The 18,500-nt window shown below is 46.1% G+C and carries 11 protein-coding genes; all 11 read left to right on the top strand.

Translation table 11 applies throughout. The features are described from left to right. Positions 1–10: 10 nt before the first annotated feature. The 11 genes from ACSQ8O_RS13385 (at position 11) to ACSQ8O_RS13435 (ending at position 18,500) form a co-directional block, all read left to right on the top strand. Positions 11–940, top strand: a complete 930-nt coding sequence (locus tag ACSQ8O_RS13385; protein ID WP_436242055.1) for an ABC transporter permease — start codon at positions 11–13, stop codon at positions 938–940. Positions 941–951: 11 nt separating this feature from the next. Continuing rightward, on the top strand, positions 952–1,821 hold the full coding sequence (locus ACSQ8O_RS13390) for a carbohydrate ABC transporter permease (RefSeq protein WP_056619271.1): 870 nt from the start codon (positions 952–954) through the stop codon (positions 1,819–1,821). Between the two features lie 143 nt (positions 1,822–1,964). Beyond that, entirely contained in the window at positions 1,965–3,674 is a 1,710-nt protein-coding gene (locus tag ACSQ8O_RS13395; RefSeq protein WP_436242056.1) for a hypothetical protein, read from the top strand. Between the two features lie 82 nt (positions 3,675–3,756). Further along, positions 3,757–6,909, top strand: coding sequence for a glycoside hydrolase family 2 TIM barrel-domain containing protein (locus ACSQ8O_RS13400; RefSeq protein WP_436242057.1), 3,153 nt, complete (start codon positions 3,757–3,759; stop codon positions 6,907–6,909). Between the two features lie 161 nt (positions 6,910–7,070). Then, the gene (locus ACSQ8O_RS13405; RefSeq protein WP_436242058.1) at positions 7,071–8,894 is read left to right on the top strand and encodes a sensor histidine kinase; all 1,824 of its coding nucleotides are present in this window, start codon (positions 7,071–7,073) and stop codon (positions 8,892–8,894) included. Beyond that, entirely contained in the window at positions 8,887–10,407 is a 1,521-nt protein-coding gene (locus tag ACSQ8O_RS13410) for a response regulator (protein ID WP_436242059.1), read from the top strand. Before ACSQ8O_RS13405 ends, ACSQ8O_RS13410 begins: the two co-directional genes overlap by 8 nt. 175 nt (positions 10,408–10,582) lie before the next feature. Next, on the top strand, positions 10,583–12,061 hold the full coding sequence (locus ACSQ8O_RS13415; protein ID WP_436242060.1) for an ABC transporter substrate-binding protein: 1,479 nt from the start codon (positions 10,583–10,585) through the stop codon (positions 12,059–12,061). A gap of 75 nt (positions 12,062–12,136) precedes the next feature. After that, a complete protein-coding gene (locus ACSQ8O_RS13420; RefSeq protein WP_238172796.1) occupies positions 12,137–13,075 on the top strand; it encodes an ABC transporter permease in 939 nt (312 codons plus the stop codon). A gap of 29 nt (positions 13,076–13,104) precedes the next feature. Beyond that, positions 13,105–14,025 (top strand): carbohydrate ABC transporter permease, encoded by a 921-nt coding sequence (locus ACSQ8O_RS13425; RefSeq protein ID WP_436242061.1) that lies wholly within the window; start codon positions 13,105–13,107, stop codon positions 14,023–14,025. Positions 14,026–14,070: 45 nt separating this feature from the next. Further along, positions 14,071–15,390 (top strand): glycoside hydrolase family 125 protein, encoded by a 1,320-nt coding sequence (locus tag ACSQ8O_RS13430; RefSeq protein ID WP_436242062.1) that lies wholly within the window; start codon positions 14,071–14,073, stop codon positions 15,388–15,390. Next, a complete protein-coding gene (locus ACSQ8O_RS13435) occupies positions 15,387–18,500 on the top strand; it encodes a beta-galactosidase (protein WP_436242063.1) in 3,114 nt (1,037 codons plus the stop codon). Before ACSQ8O_RS13430 ends, ACSQ8O_RS13435 begins: the two co-directional genes overlap by 4 nt.

Raw genomic sequence — 18,500 nt, forward strand, 5'->3', positions numbered from 1 at the left:
TGGTGCAGATATGGAAATTACAAATAAAAGGCAATCGTTCAGGTATATGAAACGTTACTGGATACTCTATGCAATGTTGGTTCTCCCAATTGCCTTCTTTCTCGTTTTCCGTTACATCCCCATGGCCTATATTCAAATTGCATTCAAAAACTATAGCATTGTAAAAAGCCCATCGGAGATGGAGTGGGCAGGACAGAATGGGTTCGAATATTTTATTAAGGCATTTTCCAATCGCGACTTTCTTTATTCACTTAGAAACACTATCGGTCTTAACTTTCTTGACTTACTGTTTGGCTTCCCTGCACCTATTATTCTGGCTATTCTCTTAAATGAACTCGCCTTCAAACGTTTTAAGCGATTCACCCAAACGATCGTCTATATGCCGCACTTTTTATCATGGATTATCATTTCAGGTATGGCGCTACAGCTTTTTGCTCCGACTACAGGGCTTATCAACATCGTGCTAAACAAGATGGGCTTTGCATCAATTCCGTTTCTGAATGAACCTTCGTATTGGGTGGTCACCTATATTTTACTGGGCATATGGCAAAGCTGCGGCTGGAATACCATCATCTATCTGGCTGCTATTACAGGGATCAACCCAGAACTGTACGAGGCCTCATCGGTGGATGGAGCAAGTCGTTTACGAAATATTTGGCACATTACGCTGCCAGGACTTCGTCCTACGATCATTGTTATGCTGATTCTAAGCCTTGGGCGCATTTTGGGCAGTGAATTTGACAGACCTTACGCACTCAGCAATAAGCTTGTCTCAGAAGTTTCCAACGTTATTTCCATATTCGTTTATAACAACGGTATTCGTGGATTGCAATTCTCTCTCACCACTGCCGTCGGTCTATTTCAATCCGTTGTGTGCGTCATATTTTTGTTTGCAGCAAACGCTTTGGCGAAAAAATTTGGCGAACGTGGCATCTGGTAGGAGGCTGTAACATGATTAAATCAAAAGGGACTAGAATCGGAGACTGGATTATCGCTTTCATGTGTTTCTTGTGTATTTTAGTTTGTCTCCTGCCGTTGTTGAATATATTGGCACGATCCTTAAGCTCTGCGGGTTCCTTGGTGAAAAATGAAGTTTTTCTTCTGCCTGTAGGCCTGAATTTCGATGCTTACTCAACGGTACTTGGAGATTCCAAATATACATGGGCGTTGTTGTGGACAGCAATACTAACCGTGATTACCACGCTTTGGTCGATGTTAATGACTATTATGTGTGCATACCCGCTTACCTATGACAACCTGAAAGGGAAAAGGATTATCACGGCACTCATAATCTTTACAATGTACTTTAGTGCAGGCACAATCCCAACCTATTTGCTGTTGAAAGAGCTGCACTTGCTCAATAATCCGTTGGTGCTGATTCTGCCAAACTGCATTAGTGTATTTAATGTTATCATCATGCGCAGCTTCTTCTTCGGGATTCCGGAGAGTCTTAGAGAATCCGCTGAACTCGATGGAGCAGGACCTCTTAGAGTACTCATCAACATCTATCTACCGCTTTCCGCTCCTGTGCTTGCAACGCTGGCTCTTTTCTATGCAGTAGGCCGCTGGAACGGGTTCTCTGATGCATTGATGTTTATGTCCGATAGAACCTACTTCCCGATACAATTACTGCTTTACAACATACTTAATAGTGTCAGCAGTATTGAGGTGGCTACGCAGGAAGGCTTTTCAAGCCCAGGCCTGTCTGAAACGATTAAATCAGCAACAGTTATGTTTGCAACCGTACCGATTTTGCTCATTTATCCGTGGCTGCAGAGATACTTTATCTCCGGCGTCACAATCGGCGCGGTAAAAGGTTAATTTTAACGGCATGATAGGAATTGGCTACGTCAATTTTTATAAATCAATGAGAAAACCTCTATCGAGGCCATTCAAAGATGAGCGACCGCGTGTAGAGGAAGGTTTTATCGCCAAATAGTAAACAAGAATGAGGAGGAATAAACATGAAATTTCGCAAAGTATTGTCCGTTCTAGCGACTAGTACCATTCTAGCTGGAGCACTTTCAGGATGTACCACCAGCGACAAACCAGCTTCATCCGAAACTCCATCTGCTTCAGCACCTGCATCTAGTGCTCCTGGCAACAGCAACGCAGCACTAGAAAAGCTAGGTCTCGATGCCAATTTCAAATTCAAGGAGACTCGTAAAATCAAGGTAGAGGTTTATGACCGTGGAAATCCCGGGGGAAGCAAACCAGAGAACAACGTCTATACAAAATATATCAAAGACGGAATGCTTCGTGACCACAATGTAGACGTTACATTTGTTCCTGTTCCACGTTGGACAGAGGGCGAGGCGATTAACAATCTTTTGGCAGGGAATCAAGCGCCGGATATCAGTCTCACCTACTCTTATCCAACCATCCAAACGTACGCCAATATGGGTGGTGTCCTTGACCTAGGCCCTCTTCTCAAAGATAACAAAGACCTTCTGCCAAACATGTGGAATTATTTAACCGAAGCAAACATCTATTGGGACAAGGATCCTAGCAAAGGAACCTTGTGGGCAATAGAGTCTCGTTTGAACAACCTTAACCGCACGAATACCTTTGTGCGCGAGGATTGGTTAAAAAAGCTCAATCTTCAAGCGCCAAAAACGTTATCAGAATTTGAAAACATGCTAAAGGCATTTAAAGACAACGCCTCCACACTTTTAGGAAAAGATGCCGCCAAGATGATTCCTTTTTCAACGAGCTTTGACGTCGGTTGGCGTACAGATCATTTGACTGCGGCCTACGTGCCTTCTAATATAACAGACAAGGACATCTACACGCACGACTTTGACGATCGACGTTTTCTCTATCCGAACTACAAAGAAGGCATAAAAACGTTAAACAAGTGGTATAACCAAGGTCTGGTTTGGAAGGATTTCGCACTTTATCCTGCCGGAGATAAAACGGAAGATAATCTCATGAAAGCAGGCTATGTGGGCGCATTTATGCACAACTGGGATTACCCGTATCGTAACGGCGCCGACAGCATTCAGGCAGGCCTTCAGAAGCTTGTTGGCCCAGATGCAGCTTATATTGCTGTTGAACCATTTGCCAACGATACTGGTGTTTATAAGAAATTTTTATCAGGTCCTGTTGATCGTAAAATATTTTTCCCAGCTACAAACAAAGAACCAATTGCTTCTCTACTCTATTTAGATTGGATTTCCAAGCTTGACAATCGCGTATTCCTGCAATTTGGAGAAGAAGGCGTTACTCGTCAAACGTTGCCTGACGGTTCCGTGAAGACAATTGCAGCAACAGGCGAAAAAATTATGAACTCTCCAGCAAACATCGACTACACGATCACAAGCAATGGTCTTGATCTTGGCGATCCAGCGAAGACAGTCAAATCAATTGCCAACGGTTATGCTGGTATTGACGCCAAATATATTGAGAAAGCGAATCAAATTACAACGCATGACGGACGTGTAGGCAAGAATGCCAATGTGGGTGCTATTAAGGCAGAAGACGGGCAAGGTCAAGCACTTAAAGAGAAACGTGATACGCTCTTGAACAAGGCTGTTGTGGCACCTGTTGACAAATTTGACGCTGTATATGACGCAGGCATGAAGGATTACCTCGGTTCAGGTGGTCAAGCGATTATCGACGAGCGAACAGCTGCATGGGAGAAAGCTTTCGGAAAAGAAACAAAGCTGAAATAGCATTCTACGAGCAAAAAAGATGGATAATACCTAGAGGCTTGCACATGCAAGCCTCTAGGTTTTTATGGAGGTAGGATTTCGTATGCAGATGTTGAATGATGGTTGGCAGTTTGCAAAAGGGGAGCCAAACGAGTTTGTACCCGTCAGCGTTCCTCATGACTGGTTGATTGCAGATACAAAAAATTTGTACAAAGATGACATCGGCTGGTACAAGCGTGATCTAGACGCAAGTAACGTAAAAGACGGACAGCGTCTATTGATCCGCTTTGATGGCGTGTATATGGACAGTACCTTGTTTGTTAACGACAAAGAGGTGGGTCAGTGGAAGTATGGGTACACGGCTTTTGAATTTGATATTACAGGTTTTATAAGCAAAGACAGCATAAACACCATTCTGCTCAAGGTCGTTCATCAAGCGCCAAACTCCCGATGGTATACAGGGGCGGGCATATATCGGGATGTGTTTCTGATTGTAAAAAACGCCTGTCACTTCGTATCTGACGGAATCTATATTACGACCCGTAAAGTGGGCGGTCAGTGGAGTTACGAAGTAGATGTGGAAGTAGAAACCGAAGGAATGCCTTATCAGGTTCACCACACACTTTTAGAAAAGAATGACGTAATTGTAGAGTGGGACGTTGAGAATCCCCAGCTTTACACCCTGCGAAGCGAACTTTTTGTTAACGGTGAGATGACAGATACAGTGGATACCCGCTTTGGCTTTAGGACGATCGCGTTTACGACAGATCGGGGATTTTTTCTCAATGGCAGGCATGTCAAGTTAAATGGCGTCTGTCTCCATCACGATCTCGGCGGATTGGGTGCAGCAGTTTACCCGGACGCTATTCGCAGGCAGCTTGAGATATTCCGTAAAATGGGAGTCAACGCAATCCGTACGGCTCACAACCCGCCAGCTAGCATTTTTAACGATATTGCAGATGAAATGGGTTTCCTTGTCATGAGCGAAATATTCGACGTTTGGAAACGTCCCAAAACGAAACATGACTATGCGCGTTTCTTTGATGAATGGGCGGAAAAGGATGTGACCTCTTGGATTCGCCGGGATCGCAACCATCCTTCGATTATCATGTGGAGCATTGGCAACGAAGTTCATGATACGCATGCAGATGCAGAGTCTGGAAAAGCAACGATGACTTACCTTATGGATTTGGTGAAAAAGCATGATCCCAATGTTCATGCGCCTGTTACCTTATGCTCCAACTACATGCCCTGGGAAAATACGCAACAATGCGCTGACGTTATCAAACTAATCGGCTATAACTACGCTGAGCCATTATACGTAAAGCATCATTCTGATCATCCGGATTGGATCATCTATGGCAGCGAGACTTGTTCCACGGTGCAAAGCCGAGGCATTTACCATTTTCCACTGTCACAATCAATTTTAGCGGACGATGACCTGCAATGTTCGGCTCTTGGCAACAGCGCCACAAGCTGGGGAGCCAAAAGCGTGGAATGGTGTATCCAAGCAGACGCAGACACTCCTTTCTCTCTTGGACAGTTTATTTGGGCAGGTCAGGACTACCTTGGCGAGCCAACACCTTACCACACCAAGAACACCTATCTTGGACATGTAGATACGGCAGGCTTTCCAAAAGATTCGTATTACTTGTTTAAAGCTGCATGGACCGACTATCGAAAAGAGCCTTTTGTCCATCTGTATCCGTACTGGGATTTTTCGGAAGGTCAGGTCATCGACGTAAGAGTTTGCTCCAACGCTGCTCAAGTCGAATTGTTTGTAAATGAGGAAAGTCAAGGTATTGTGTCGCTGGATCACGATAGAATTGTTGCGGATTGGCAAATCAAATATCGCACCGGAACGCTTCGCGCGGTGGCTTACGATGAAAATGGCAAACAGATTGCAAAGCAGAGCAGAACATCTTTTGGTGATGCTGTAAAGCTGCAACTTGAAAACGAAATCAGAGGCGAGCTTCTTTTTTCAACGATTACAGCCTTGGATTTCAAAGGCAATCCCGTTGAAAATGCCAACTGTCGTGTCCAGGTATCCGTCGAGAGCGGAACATTGCTCGCACTGGATAACGGCGATGCTACGGACTATGACCCGTATCAGACGGACTCCAGGCGGCTCTTTAGCGGAAAGCTATTGGCCATCGTAAAGCGGGTTGGTCATAGCGTTCCTGTCATTCATGCAAAATTAGAGCAGAGTGACGTACCTATTCGCAAAATCCAATTAACAGTGGATGGTTACCATGTGATGGCAAAGACATTTCCAGAACATGCAACCTATAGCGACTTATATTGGCGGGTCACAGATTCCGCTGGTATTGATAGCCAGTTGGCCACGATTGTGGTATCTGAAGATGGACAAAGTGCAACCATCAAGCCTAGAGGAGACGGCGAAGTTTATGTGCGTTGTTCCCCTAAAAACGGTGGAAATCATTTTGCTTTTATCTCGATGATTACCCTGCAAATTCAAGGCTTAGGAAAGACCTTTATTAACCCTTATGAGTTCGTATCCGGCGGACTGTACAATGCGAGCAACGTAGAGCTGACCAATGGCAATGAGCGTGGCATAGCTACGTTAAGAGATGGCGAAAGTCATGTCGGGTTTAAAGACTTGGACTTTGGAGATTACGGGTCGGATGAGATTACTTTGCCTCTATTCCCTTTGAGTAAAGACCCTTTTACTTTTGAAATTTGGGAGGGAATGCCTTTGGATGGAGGCGAGCATCTCAGCACTATCCACTATGATAAAGGATCAATTTGGAACACTTACCAGGAAGTGGTTTGTAAGCTCCCGCGTAGACTGATAGGTTTGACCACCTTATGTCTTGTGTTTAGACAAAAGGTACACATCAAAGGCTTTACCTTTGCGGAGTATCAAAAGGCGTTCCAAAAGTTGAAGGCCACTGAAGTTACAAGGGTTTATGGCGATTGCTTTACCATTCGTGAGGATACGATTGAAAATATAGGGAATAACGTATCTCTCGTGTATGAAAATATGAACTTCGGTGAATTAGGTGCAGGACAAATTGAAATTTGCTGGCGTTCAAAAATAGAACCAAATTCGATACAGCTCGTGTTTACCGATGGCCAGCGTGAAATCAGAAAAATGATAGAAGTGGCAAGCAGGGATGAGTACGCAAGTAGCGTGTTCAGTCTAGACGAATCGATCACAGGCAAAAACACCGTGTCACTCATTTTTCTCCCCGGCTGCAACATCGACATCGGCTGGCTTCGATTTATCCATTAACATTTACGTTGTTTTTAATCTAAAACGGCTAATGATAGTTTAACTTGGAAGAGCTGCCTCTTGGCAGCTCTTTTAGGTTTCTGTGCGAGTGGGCCGAAATTCATCCCTTTTAGATTTTTATGCTATAATGTACCCGATTAACAGCAGGAGATGATAACTGGATGGTGCTGCGCAAGATATATCGGAATTATTTGCAAAATAATTTGTTTATGAGGCTGCTGCTCCTCTTTTCCATGATTACAGTTCTAACGATTATTTCGTTTTCTTATTTTATGTACTACTCGATGTCTCAAGCGGCGATCAACCGAGAGTTGGATATCCAGAAGAAAGCGCTGACGAACGTTAACAATTATTTGGGTGGAAAATATGATTCAGCCCAGTCAATCCTATTTGGCCTCTATCGAGATAGCTCGCTGGCTTCAGGTGTTTCTTTTATGCTGCAGCATCCTTTTCAAGAATATGTCCAACATGGTTTGGAGCAGTATAATTTAGGCGGTAACAGCATGTGGAGCGATGGGCTGCAATATTTTAAAAATCAGGTGGAAGACAACAAAGATATCCGTAATTTGCTGCTATACAGCGAGGATCAGCAGACTTTATATGCGCTGGGTCAAAATGGGCAGATGAAATTCGTTACCGCCAATCGCGCACGCTCTTATATCCCGGATGTGATGGCTCTCGAAAGCAAGAGTGTGGAATTGCCAAATATTTGGGTGCGTGAAGCGATCGGACAATGGGATCCCAACCTGTATGCGATTCGAACGCCAATCACGGACAAGTTAACGCTCAAGACGATTGGCCAGCAGGTCGTTTATTTTAGTACGGATGGGATTTGGAAGATTTTGCAGAACGATAAGGACGAGCTGAAGGGGATGATTCTTGTCTTGGCCCCGGACGGCGGTGTGCTGTTCGATTCTTCTAATCAAAACGTTGGGAAGATCTATCCACATATGGATCAAATCAATGCGATGTATGAAAATGGTGGTTCCAGCCAAGGCGACTATGTGACGAAGCTTACGCAAAGCAAGGGGAATTTCAGCACGGTCAGCATCATCCCCCGCAAAGAGCTAGATGCTTCCTCGAAGAAAATCGGCAGTACGATTTTCCTCATCAGTGCGATTTGTATTTTTTTCGCCATCCTGATTCCGTTCCTAGTTGTGATGAGTGTCGCCAAACGGACCAATCAAATCATCCGTTTCACGCGAAAGGTAAAGCAAGGCGATCTTAGTGTGCGGATACCCGATGTGCGGGAGGATGAGATCGGGCAAATATCACGGAGCTTTAACGAGATGATTGAGGAATTGAACCTTTATATTGATCGGGTGTATAAAGCGAACATTAAGCAAAAGCAGACAGAACTGACGGCGCTGCAAGCTAGGGTTAATCCTCATTTCCTCTACAACACGCTGGAAGTGATTCGGATGCGGGCAATTTCGCAAGGCGCACATGACGTTGGGGAAATGATCTACAGCTTATCGGCGTTGTTCCGAAGTTTTGTCCAACAGAAGAAAATCTACACGCTTAAACATGAGTTGGAAGCCTGTCGTCTGTATCTGGAACTTTTCCAAATTCGATATAAGGATAAATTTACGTATACCATAGATTGGGACAGGCGGTTCGGGTCTGTGCGTGTGATGAAAATGTCGCTGCAACCGATCATTGAGAATTACATTGTGCATGGTTTGCGAAGCGAAAGCTCGGATAATGAGCTTCACATCCGGGTGAAGCAGGTAGAAGCGTTTCTGCATGTGCAGATTGAAGACAACGGCAACGGGATTGCACCCCAGCGGCTCAAGGAATTGGCGTTATTTCTGCAAGATGAGGAATTGGAAGGGGAGTCTTTTGGGTTGCGAAGCATTAATCAACGGCTTAAACTGCTGTACGGCAGTGAATACGGCGTGAAATTACATAGTGAACCAGGCCATGGAACGACCATTGATATCTGGATGCCGATGGACGGAGGAGCAGAGGTGGACGATGTTTAGGGTCTTTCTTGCGGACGATGAACCTTTCATTATAGAAGGGTTGTATGACATTATTGATTGGGCGGAAGTCGGATTGGAAATTGTGGGGCATGCCAGCAATGGACAGAAAGCTTTGGACGCTTTGCAGGAAACATCCGTCGATATTTTGGTAACAGACATCTCGATGCCGATTATGAATGGGCTGGATTTGATTCGGCATGCAAGATCCATTCATCCGGAATTGAAAGTGATCGTGCTCAGTGGATTCGATGAGTTTTCTTATTTGAAAGAGGGCATGCAGCTAGGCATCGAAAATTACTTGCTCAAGCCCATTAACATCCAAGAACTTAAAGCGTCGCTGCAAAATACCGTACAGAAGCTGAATACCATGAACGAAACACAGTTGGTTCAGGCATACAGCAAGCAAATTTTGAAGGACAACACGCTGCATCGTTGGTTGACACAGCAGATTGCGCCGCTCGAGTTCTATGAGCGTGCAGAACTTCTAGGCATCAACTTAGCAAGTGCCTATATGGTCGCAGCCGTTCTGCGAATGCCTGTTGATGCAGATAAGGACATGGAATTTATCACTGGCCGGCTGGATGCCTACGAATGGGTGACCGTTTTCCGCGATATGGACGGAGATATCCTGCTGCTTGCATCCATAGATCACATGGAAGAGGGCAAAAAAGAACTGATGTCCTTGCTTCATCAGCTTCATACCGCGCTTCAAGACCAATCGGTTCGCATCTCCATAGGTACCGTCGGTCACCTGCCGGATGGCGTCGCGCAAAGTTATGAAGCCGCCAAAAAGGCACAGGAGTATTTCTGGATTTATCCTGAGCTGCCATTGATTGATTATCAGGAGCTGGCCATGCATCAAGACAATCCCAAGGTGGATTTCTCGATCATTGATTGGCCGGCCTATGCCAAGCTTATTATTGCCAAAGATATAGAAAACCTGCGTGCTTGCATTCGTAGCGACTTCAAGCGAATTCAAGCCGTGCCGGGAATTACGCCGCGGGATTTTCAGAATATTGCTTTTGAGATGGTCATTCATTTCAAGTTGGAAATCAAAGCAATCCGACATACCGAAGAATTGGAGGCGTATCATCTTGCCTTTGACCGGATTCGCGAGGCGGTCGCGCTGGAAGAGCTGGAAGCTGCCATCCTGGAGATTGCCGAGACGACAATTGGCTTTTTGATTTCGGATGTTCGCAGTCCAATTGTGCAGCAGGTGTTGAAATATGTGCAGCAGTCCTATGCGGAGGAGCTTTCGCTCAAAATGTTGGGTGCCTACTACCACATCCATCCTGTTTACTTAGGGCAATTGTTTCACAAAGAGATTAATGAGACATTTACGGAGTATATGAACCGTTTCCGGGTTGAGAAGGCGAAAGAACTGCTCAAGACAACGCATGCGAAGGTTCATCAGATTGCCAAAGAGGTAGGTTACTCCGAATTGGGTTACTTTTATAAACAATTCAAAAAGTATGTTGGCATCTCGCCAACGGATTATCGTGGATTGCTCTAGGGAAAACTTAGAAGCAGTCTTTTTTTTGTGCGAAAATGATTTGATAGCGTTTTTTTCTTTAGTTTAGACAGGGTTCATTTAGTTTATCGTCTATTTGTAATTGCTTTCATGCAGTACTGTAAATATAGCCCCTACGGGCGTAGAAAACGAGTATTCACTAGGGAGGACTCAAAAAATGAGAAAAATGAAAAAAAACTTGGTCACTACACTAGGATTAACGTTAGCTGTTTCCTTGACGCTTAGCGCTTGTGGCAGCAAAGATGCCGACGATGCAAAAGGGAATGCGGCAACGAATAAACCCGTTGAATTAATTTGGTATACAATCGGAACGCCACAGAAAGATGTGGATCGCGTTATGGCTGAAGTCAGTAAGTACACCGCGGAGAAAATCGGCGTTACGGTGAAGATGAATATGACGGATTGGGGCGATTATGCTCAAAAAATGCAAGTTATGACTGCTTCTGGCACACCTATGGACATTATGTTCACGTCTTCATGGGCATTTGATTATGTGCAAAATGCGCGTAAAGGCGCATTCAAGCCGATTGACGAGCTGCTGCAAAAAAATGGACAAGGCATCGTCAAAGCATTGGACCCTGCTTTCCTTAACGGCTCCAAAGTAGATGGACATAATTACGGTGTTCCAGCTAACAAAGAGCTGCCAGCACAAGACGTATGGCGTTTCAACAAAACCCTGGCTGACAAATATAACATTAGTCTGGATAACGTAAAATCACTGGAAAGCTTAGAGCCGCTGCTTTCAGTAATTAAAGCCAAAGAGCCGAACACTTACGGATTGGCTGTTGATAAAAACTACATGCCGTATGTGCCATACGATTACATCATTGAGAAAATGCCAATGGCAGTTAGCGTAGACAACAAAGATTTGAAAGTCGTTAACATTTTAGATACACCAGAAATGAAACAAGCTTTGAAAACAATGAATAAATATTACAAAGCCGGCTACATTCCAACAGAAGCATCCACGCTGACATCCTTGAATGATGTACAAGTGACTGGCAAGTGGTTCTCCGATAAAGCGACAAATCAACCTTTCGCGGACAACCTGTGGTCAGCAAGCTATGGATACCCTGTTGTTTCCAAACCAGCAAGCCCTGCCCTAATTTATAACTGGTCCGTTATGGGTTCCATGCAAGCAATTTCGGCCAACTCCAAATATCCGGAAAAAGCGATGGAATTCCTGAACCTGCTTAACACAGATCCTGTACTTCGCAACATGGTCGATTCCGGTATTGAAGGCGAACACTATAAAAAAGTCGACAACGACAAAATGGAAAACTTACCAGCATCCAAAAACTATGATATGCCTACATTCTCCCTTGGTAATGTGCTGTTGACATACAGAGATGTCAAAGACCCTGAGAACAAATGGGAAGAATTCAAGAAATTTAACGATACAGGCGTACCTGCTCCACTGCTTGGCTTTAACTTCGATCCAACCAAAGTAATCAACGAAATCGCCGCTGTACAGAACGTGAAAGAAGAGTTCTGGGCAACACTTATGACGGGGACCGTTGATCCAGATAAATACATTCCGCTTGCAAACGAGAAATTCAAAGCAGCCGGACTGGATAAAATTATGACGGAAGCACAAAGTCAAATTGATGCATGGAAAGCAGCTAACAAAAAATAGAGGCAAGTTTAAGGATGAGGTGAATGTTCTGCATTCACCTGATCTTTGTCTAAATATCAGCGAAGGGGTGATTGTATGAACAGAATAGGAACTTTTTTCAAAGATGTTAAACAAAGCAGAGTGCTGCTGCTCATGGCATTACCAGCAACACTTTGGTTCCTGTTCTTCTCTTATTTACCGATGGCAGGCATGGTCATTGCTTTCAAGCAGTACCGTTACAGCCGTGATGGTTTTTGGGCAAGTATTGTGGAGAGCAAGTGGGTTGGCTTACAGAACTTTAAATTCCTTTTTAGTACGAACGACGCTTATATCATTACGCGCAACACGCTGTTATACAATATTGTGTTCATTATTGCAGGTCTGGTGCTGTCCGTTGGACTCGCCATTGTGTTATCTGAAATCACGAATAAAAAGCTTGCTAAGCTTTATCAAACAGGTATGTTCATGCCCTATTTCTTATCTTGGGTCATCGTTGGCTATTTCGTATTCAGTTTCCTAAGTGTGGATAAAGGAATGCTTAATCATATACTTCCCTGGTTTGGCGTGGATCCAATTCGTTGGTACAACGACAAGACGTATTGGCCGCTGATCATTATTCTCGTTTATCTCTGGAAATCAGTCGGTTACAGCTCTGTTGTGTATTTGGCGGCGATCATGGGGATCGATAAATCGCTTTATGAAGCAGCCATGATTGACGGCGCGAGCAAATGGCAGCAGATCCGCAACATTACGTTCCCGATGTTAAAACCGTTAATGACGATTCTGACGCTGCTGGCGATCGGACGCATTTTTTATGCAGACTTTGGTTTGTTCCTGCAAGTGCCTAGAGATTCGGGAACGTTGTACTCCGTAACCAATGTTATCGATACGTACGTATACCGCGGCCTTAAATCTACGGGGGAAATCGGCATGAGTACAGCCGCAGGTTTGTATCAGTCCGTAATCGGCTTCATTCTTGTGATGACTTCGAACTATGTCGTTAGAAAATTCGATAGAGATAATGCACTCTTTTAGCCCAAGATTGCGGAAAGGAGGAACTGATAATGAATGCTGTCAAAGCGATGAAAAAACAAGACTTTCATAAATTGCCGCCGCTTTTAAATGTGTTTGCTCATTTGGCCGCGGGTCTTTTTACCCTTGCTTGTGTGTTCCCATTTCTGTTTGTGACGATTATTTCGTTCACCGATGAGAAATCGCTGAATACGAACGGATATCGCATCATCCCGGAGAAATGGAGCCTGGAAGCGTATCGTTATCTCTTCAAAGCAGGTGACCAATTGCTGATGTCCTATGGCGTCACGATCCTTGTGACGGTTGTAGGTACGCTTGTCAGCTTGATTTTGACCGCTACATTCGCCTACGCGATTTCCCGAAAAAGCTTTAAATTCCGTAATTTCTTCGGTTTTTTCGCCTTTTTTACGATGCTCTTCAACGGTGGACTTGTGCCGACTTATATTGTCATGACGCAATTGCTCGGGCTCAAGGATTCCCTGTGGGCTTTGGTTCTGCCATTAGCGGGCAACGCCTTCTATATCATGATTATGCGTACTTTCTTTAGTACATCCGTACCGGATGCCATTATTGAATCGGGCAAAATGGACGGAGCCGGCGAATTCGGCATCTTCGTCAAGCTCGTGCTGCCGCTGTCCCTGCCAGGGCTGGCGACGATCGGGTTATTCAGTACCTTGGGGTACTGGAATGATTGGTTCAATGCGCTGCTGTACATCGACACGCCGAACTTGGTGCCGCTGCAATCGATGCTGATGCGGATTGAGAACAGCATGCAGTTCTTGCTCCAGAACACGAGCAACCCATCGGTTGGCATAGGCTTGCTGCAATCGCTGCCGCAGGATACTTCGCGGATGGCTATGGTTGTGCTAGCGACGGGACCGATTATATTCGCCTATCCGTTCTTCCAGCGTTACTTCATTCAAGGCTTGACGATCGGTGCTGTAAAAGAGTAGTGCCCTAACCAACTTCGTAGATTATAGAAATGTGGAGGATTTACCGTGGAACAATTCAGACTGCCCAAAATTCCGATGCCCAAGCTGGAACTGCCACAAGCCATTCAAGATGTCTTGTTGGAAGCCGAAGAAAAGCTGGCGCATCGTCCTAAACTCCTGCAATTATTTAAAAATTGTTTTCCGAATACCTTAGAAACAACAACCAAGCTGATGCCAGATGGCACCACGTTTGTCATCACGGGAGATATTCCGGCGTCCTGGCTGCGTGATTCTGTCGAACAGGTCATGCATTACGTGCCTTTTGCCAAAGAAGATACGGATCTTCAACGCATCATTAGCGGTTTAATTAAACGTCATATCCAGTATATTCATATTGATCCGTATGCGAATGCGTTTAATGAGTCGGCCAATGACTGGCACTGGAACAAAGCAGACCAAACGGAGATGTCGCCATGGGTATGGGAGCGTAAATTTGAGCTCGATTCCTTGTGCTTCTCGATGCGCTTGGCTTACGCGTATTGGAAGGAAACCGAACTGACGGATATCTTTGACGCTGGTTTTAAAGCAGCGATGGTTAAGATTTATGAGTTGTTCCTAACAGAGCAGCATCACTTCGAGCAGTCACCTTATCGCTTTACCCGCAATAACGGGATACCAACCGATTCTCTCCGCAATCATGGCTTGGGTATGCCTGTGAATTATACGGGGATGGTGTGGTCAGGCTTCCGTTCCAGTGACGATGCGTGTGACTTTCATTATAACATTCCAGCGAATATGTTCGCGGTAGTCGCTCTTCGCCATATGCAAGAATTCGCGGAATGGGTGTTTCGGGACATGGATTTCCTTGCACAACTCAAAGCGCTCGAAGCGGATATTGACCATGGCATTCAATTGTACGGGATTTATCGTCATCCGACATTTGGTCCCATTTATGCGTATGAAACGGACGGCTTCGGCAATTACTGCTTGATGGATGATGCCGGGACACCCGGGCTTATGTCGATTCCTTACTTGGGCTATGTGACCGCGGACGACCCTATTTATCAAAACACAAGACGCTTTGCACTCAGCAAAGAGAACCCGTTTTACTTTGAAGGCAAGGTAGCTCGAGGTATCGGCAGTCCACATACACCGGACGACTACATTTGGCATATGGCACTGTCCATGCAAGGTATCACGGCATCGAAGGCGGAAGAGAAGCTGGAGATGATTGCGATGCTGGAAGCGACAGATGCGGATACGGGATTCATGCATGAAGGTTTTCACGTGGATGACCCATCGATATTCACGCGGAAGTGGTTTGCTTGGTCGAACAGTCTGTTCTCTCAATTGGTGTATCAAGCGATGAAGGATGGTCTTCTATGAGTCGTCCGGTCTTTATATTCTATGAACCCGGATTCCCGAGCAGTTCGTGGAGCGATGTGCCCATCACGCAATTGACGGCGCAAGGCGCAGTTGTGGTAGGTGCCCATGCACTTGGAGAGGCGCTGAGATCAGCAGCAGGCGGTTGTTTCGTAAATTTGCATGCGCCGTATTTTCCGAAAGCGGCGTGGCCTGAGATTCTGGCGTTCTTGCAGCGCGGCGGCGGCCTGCTGAGTGTTGGCGGCGCAGCCTTCAAGCGTCCTGTCCGCTGGGAAGATGAGAATTGGCAGGTGGAATCTGAGCAGACGGGCTACCACCAACAGCTGCATATTCATGAAATTCTACGCGTTGAAGGTACGCCAATCCGCTCCTATATCACATCGGAAACGTTACCGCTGTTGGAAGGGAAAGAATCCCTATTCGCGCTTGCCGATACATGGAATATGGTGCCGCATACGACGCGCGACAGTGATTTGCCTCATCAGATGGGCGCGGCGGGTACGATGAGCACGCAGATTTATCCGCTGCTGAAAAGCCTAGGCAAGACAGGCCGCGAAGTAGCGGCCCCTGTTGTCCTATGGGAAAATTCGCGCGGTGCGTTTATCGGTTCGCGTTGGATGTTCGTCAATGTGCCGCTGAGTCCCTCGTTCTGGAGCGAAGGCGGCGCGCAGAAATTGGTCCAATGGGCGAAATTCTGTGCGAACGGAGTGACAGAGCTGTGGATTAAGCCGAATTATGCCAGCTATGAACCTGGCGAGCACGCGATGCTTACGATTCAGACACAACTTATCGGGGCTACTGATGCCGTTAAGACGTGGACACTGGATCTTCGTGTCGAACATGAAAAAGATACACAGGATGTTTGGACGCATCGTCTAACTGTTCAAGTTAACAAGGAATTCAATGTGGTGCGCATTCCCGTACCGCTTGATATACAACGTGGTTTGTATCGCGTAACGTGCAAGGCAACCTCAGAAGATGGCGAGCTGCGTATGCTTCATCAAGGATTCTGGGGGCACGATGCAGGGCTTCTCGCAGAAGGTCAGCCCATCACTTGCGGACGCGATTATTTCATCAAGGATGGTCGTCCGCTGCCTGTAGTTGGCATGACGTACATGACGTCCGATGTGGCTCGCAAATTCTTATTCCTGCCGAATAGCGATGTCTGGGATCGGGATATGGCCCAAATGGCCAAAGCAGGCATTAACTGGATTCGTACGGGCATCTGGACCGCCTACCGCAATATCATGCAGGTAGATGGCCATGCTTCGGAAGAAGTATTGAGAGCCATTGATGCTTTTCTTCTGACAGCCAAAAAGCATCATCTACAGGTAACGTTTACCTTCTTCTCCTTCACACCTGAAACTTGGGAAGGGGTTAATCCCTATCTCGATCCGCAAAGCGTGGAGGCTCAAAAGCGGTTTATCCGCTCCATCGTTTCCCGACATCAGGCGACAACCCATGTGGATTGGGACCTGATCAACGAGCCATCGATGTTCGATCCAGCTCAGATTTTCTCGGATGGACCTCGTTCCAGTCGGGATAAGTATGAGAAAGAGGCTTTCATTGCGTGGCTCATGCAGCGTCATGAGAGCATCGAACTGCTGCAAGAACGCTGGAATATGACGCCTATGCAGCTTCCGACTTATGAAGCGGCTGCCATTCCGGAGGCGGCTGACATCAATTTCGATGTGCAGGACATGCATCGGGCGAAAAAGGGGACACGCTGGCTGGATTATTGCTTATTCTCGATGGAGATGCACAACCAGTGGGCCAAACAGCTATATGACACCATCAAAGAAATTGTGCCTGGGCATCTCGTTGTGGTAGGCCAGGATGAAGCGCTTGGCGCGCAGCGGCCATCACCGCTTTTCTACGAAGAAGCGGTAGATTACACAACGGTCCATTCCTGGTGGTTGAACGATAACCTCGTTTGGGATGGCATCTTTGCCAAAACAGCCAATAAACCGAATGTCATTCAAGAGACTGGCATTATGTATGTAGAGACCCCGGATGGACGTGCTAAACGTTCGGAGATCGAGCTGCGCAGCATGTTGGAGCGGAAATATGCTTACGCCTTTGCAACGGGAGGCGCAGGAGCTGTTCATTGGATTTGGAACACCAATTTCTATATGGATAACGCGAACGAGTCACATATCGGAGCGCTTCGTGCCGATGGTACAGAGAAACCGGAAGCGGATGTTTCTTATGAATTCGGCCGATTTATGGCCGAGATCAGAGATCTATTCGAGGAACGAGAGCTGGAAGAAATTGTGACTGTATTTCCTTATTCCAACGATTTCTCCAACCGGAAATTAGCGTTCGATGCCACGACGTCCATGACTCGCGTGCTGTCATACGGGATGAAGCTGCCGTTCCGCGCGGCTTCGGAATATCATTTGGAGGCGCTGGAACAGCAACCGGCGAAGCTGATTATGCTTCCAAGCGCGCATAATTTGGATGAACAAGCATGGATAAAGCTGATCGATATTGTGAAGCGCACGGGTGCGACATTACTCGCTACAGGTCCAATCAGTCTTGACGCATACTGGAAACAAACACCGCGACTCGAGGGTGAGATGGGTGAAGCAGAACTCCACAATGTGCGCCGTGAAGAAATGCTTGAGCTGGAAGGCACTTTGTACCCTGTTTCCTATGGGCGACGCCGAATTGCTGAAACGTTGAAAGAAGTACGACTTGGAAGTTCGGAAGCGAAGCCAAGTGCTGGCGGAGATCGCGTTGTTGAACTTCCTTTAGGCAATGGCCGATTGATATGGAGTCCGCTGCCAGTGGAAGTAAATGACCGGATGGATACCGTAGAGGCGCTGTACCGATACGCAGTGAATAAAGCGGGTTGCAGCAGCGGATTGCAGTGGCTTCAAGGCGATGTGGCGGGGATCTACGGAAGGAAGCTGCGTTTCAAGGGCGGTTACTTGTATGTATTTGTATCCGAATTTGCATGGGACGTGAATGTGAAAGTGCGGGACACCGATAGTGAGACAACGTATGCTTTTACACTGGAGAAAGAGCGTTCCGTGCTCTTTGCCGCAGATCAACAAGGGCAAGTTATTTCCATTTACCGCCCAGATGAAGTCCACATTGAAAGGAGCTAA

It is taken from the genome of Paenibacillus sp. LjRoot56, from assembly GCF_964253335.1.
GTDB classification, from domain to species: domain Bacteria; phylum Bacillota; class Bacilli; order Paenibacillales; family NBRC-103111; genus Paenibacillus_E; species Paenibacillus_E allorhizoplanae.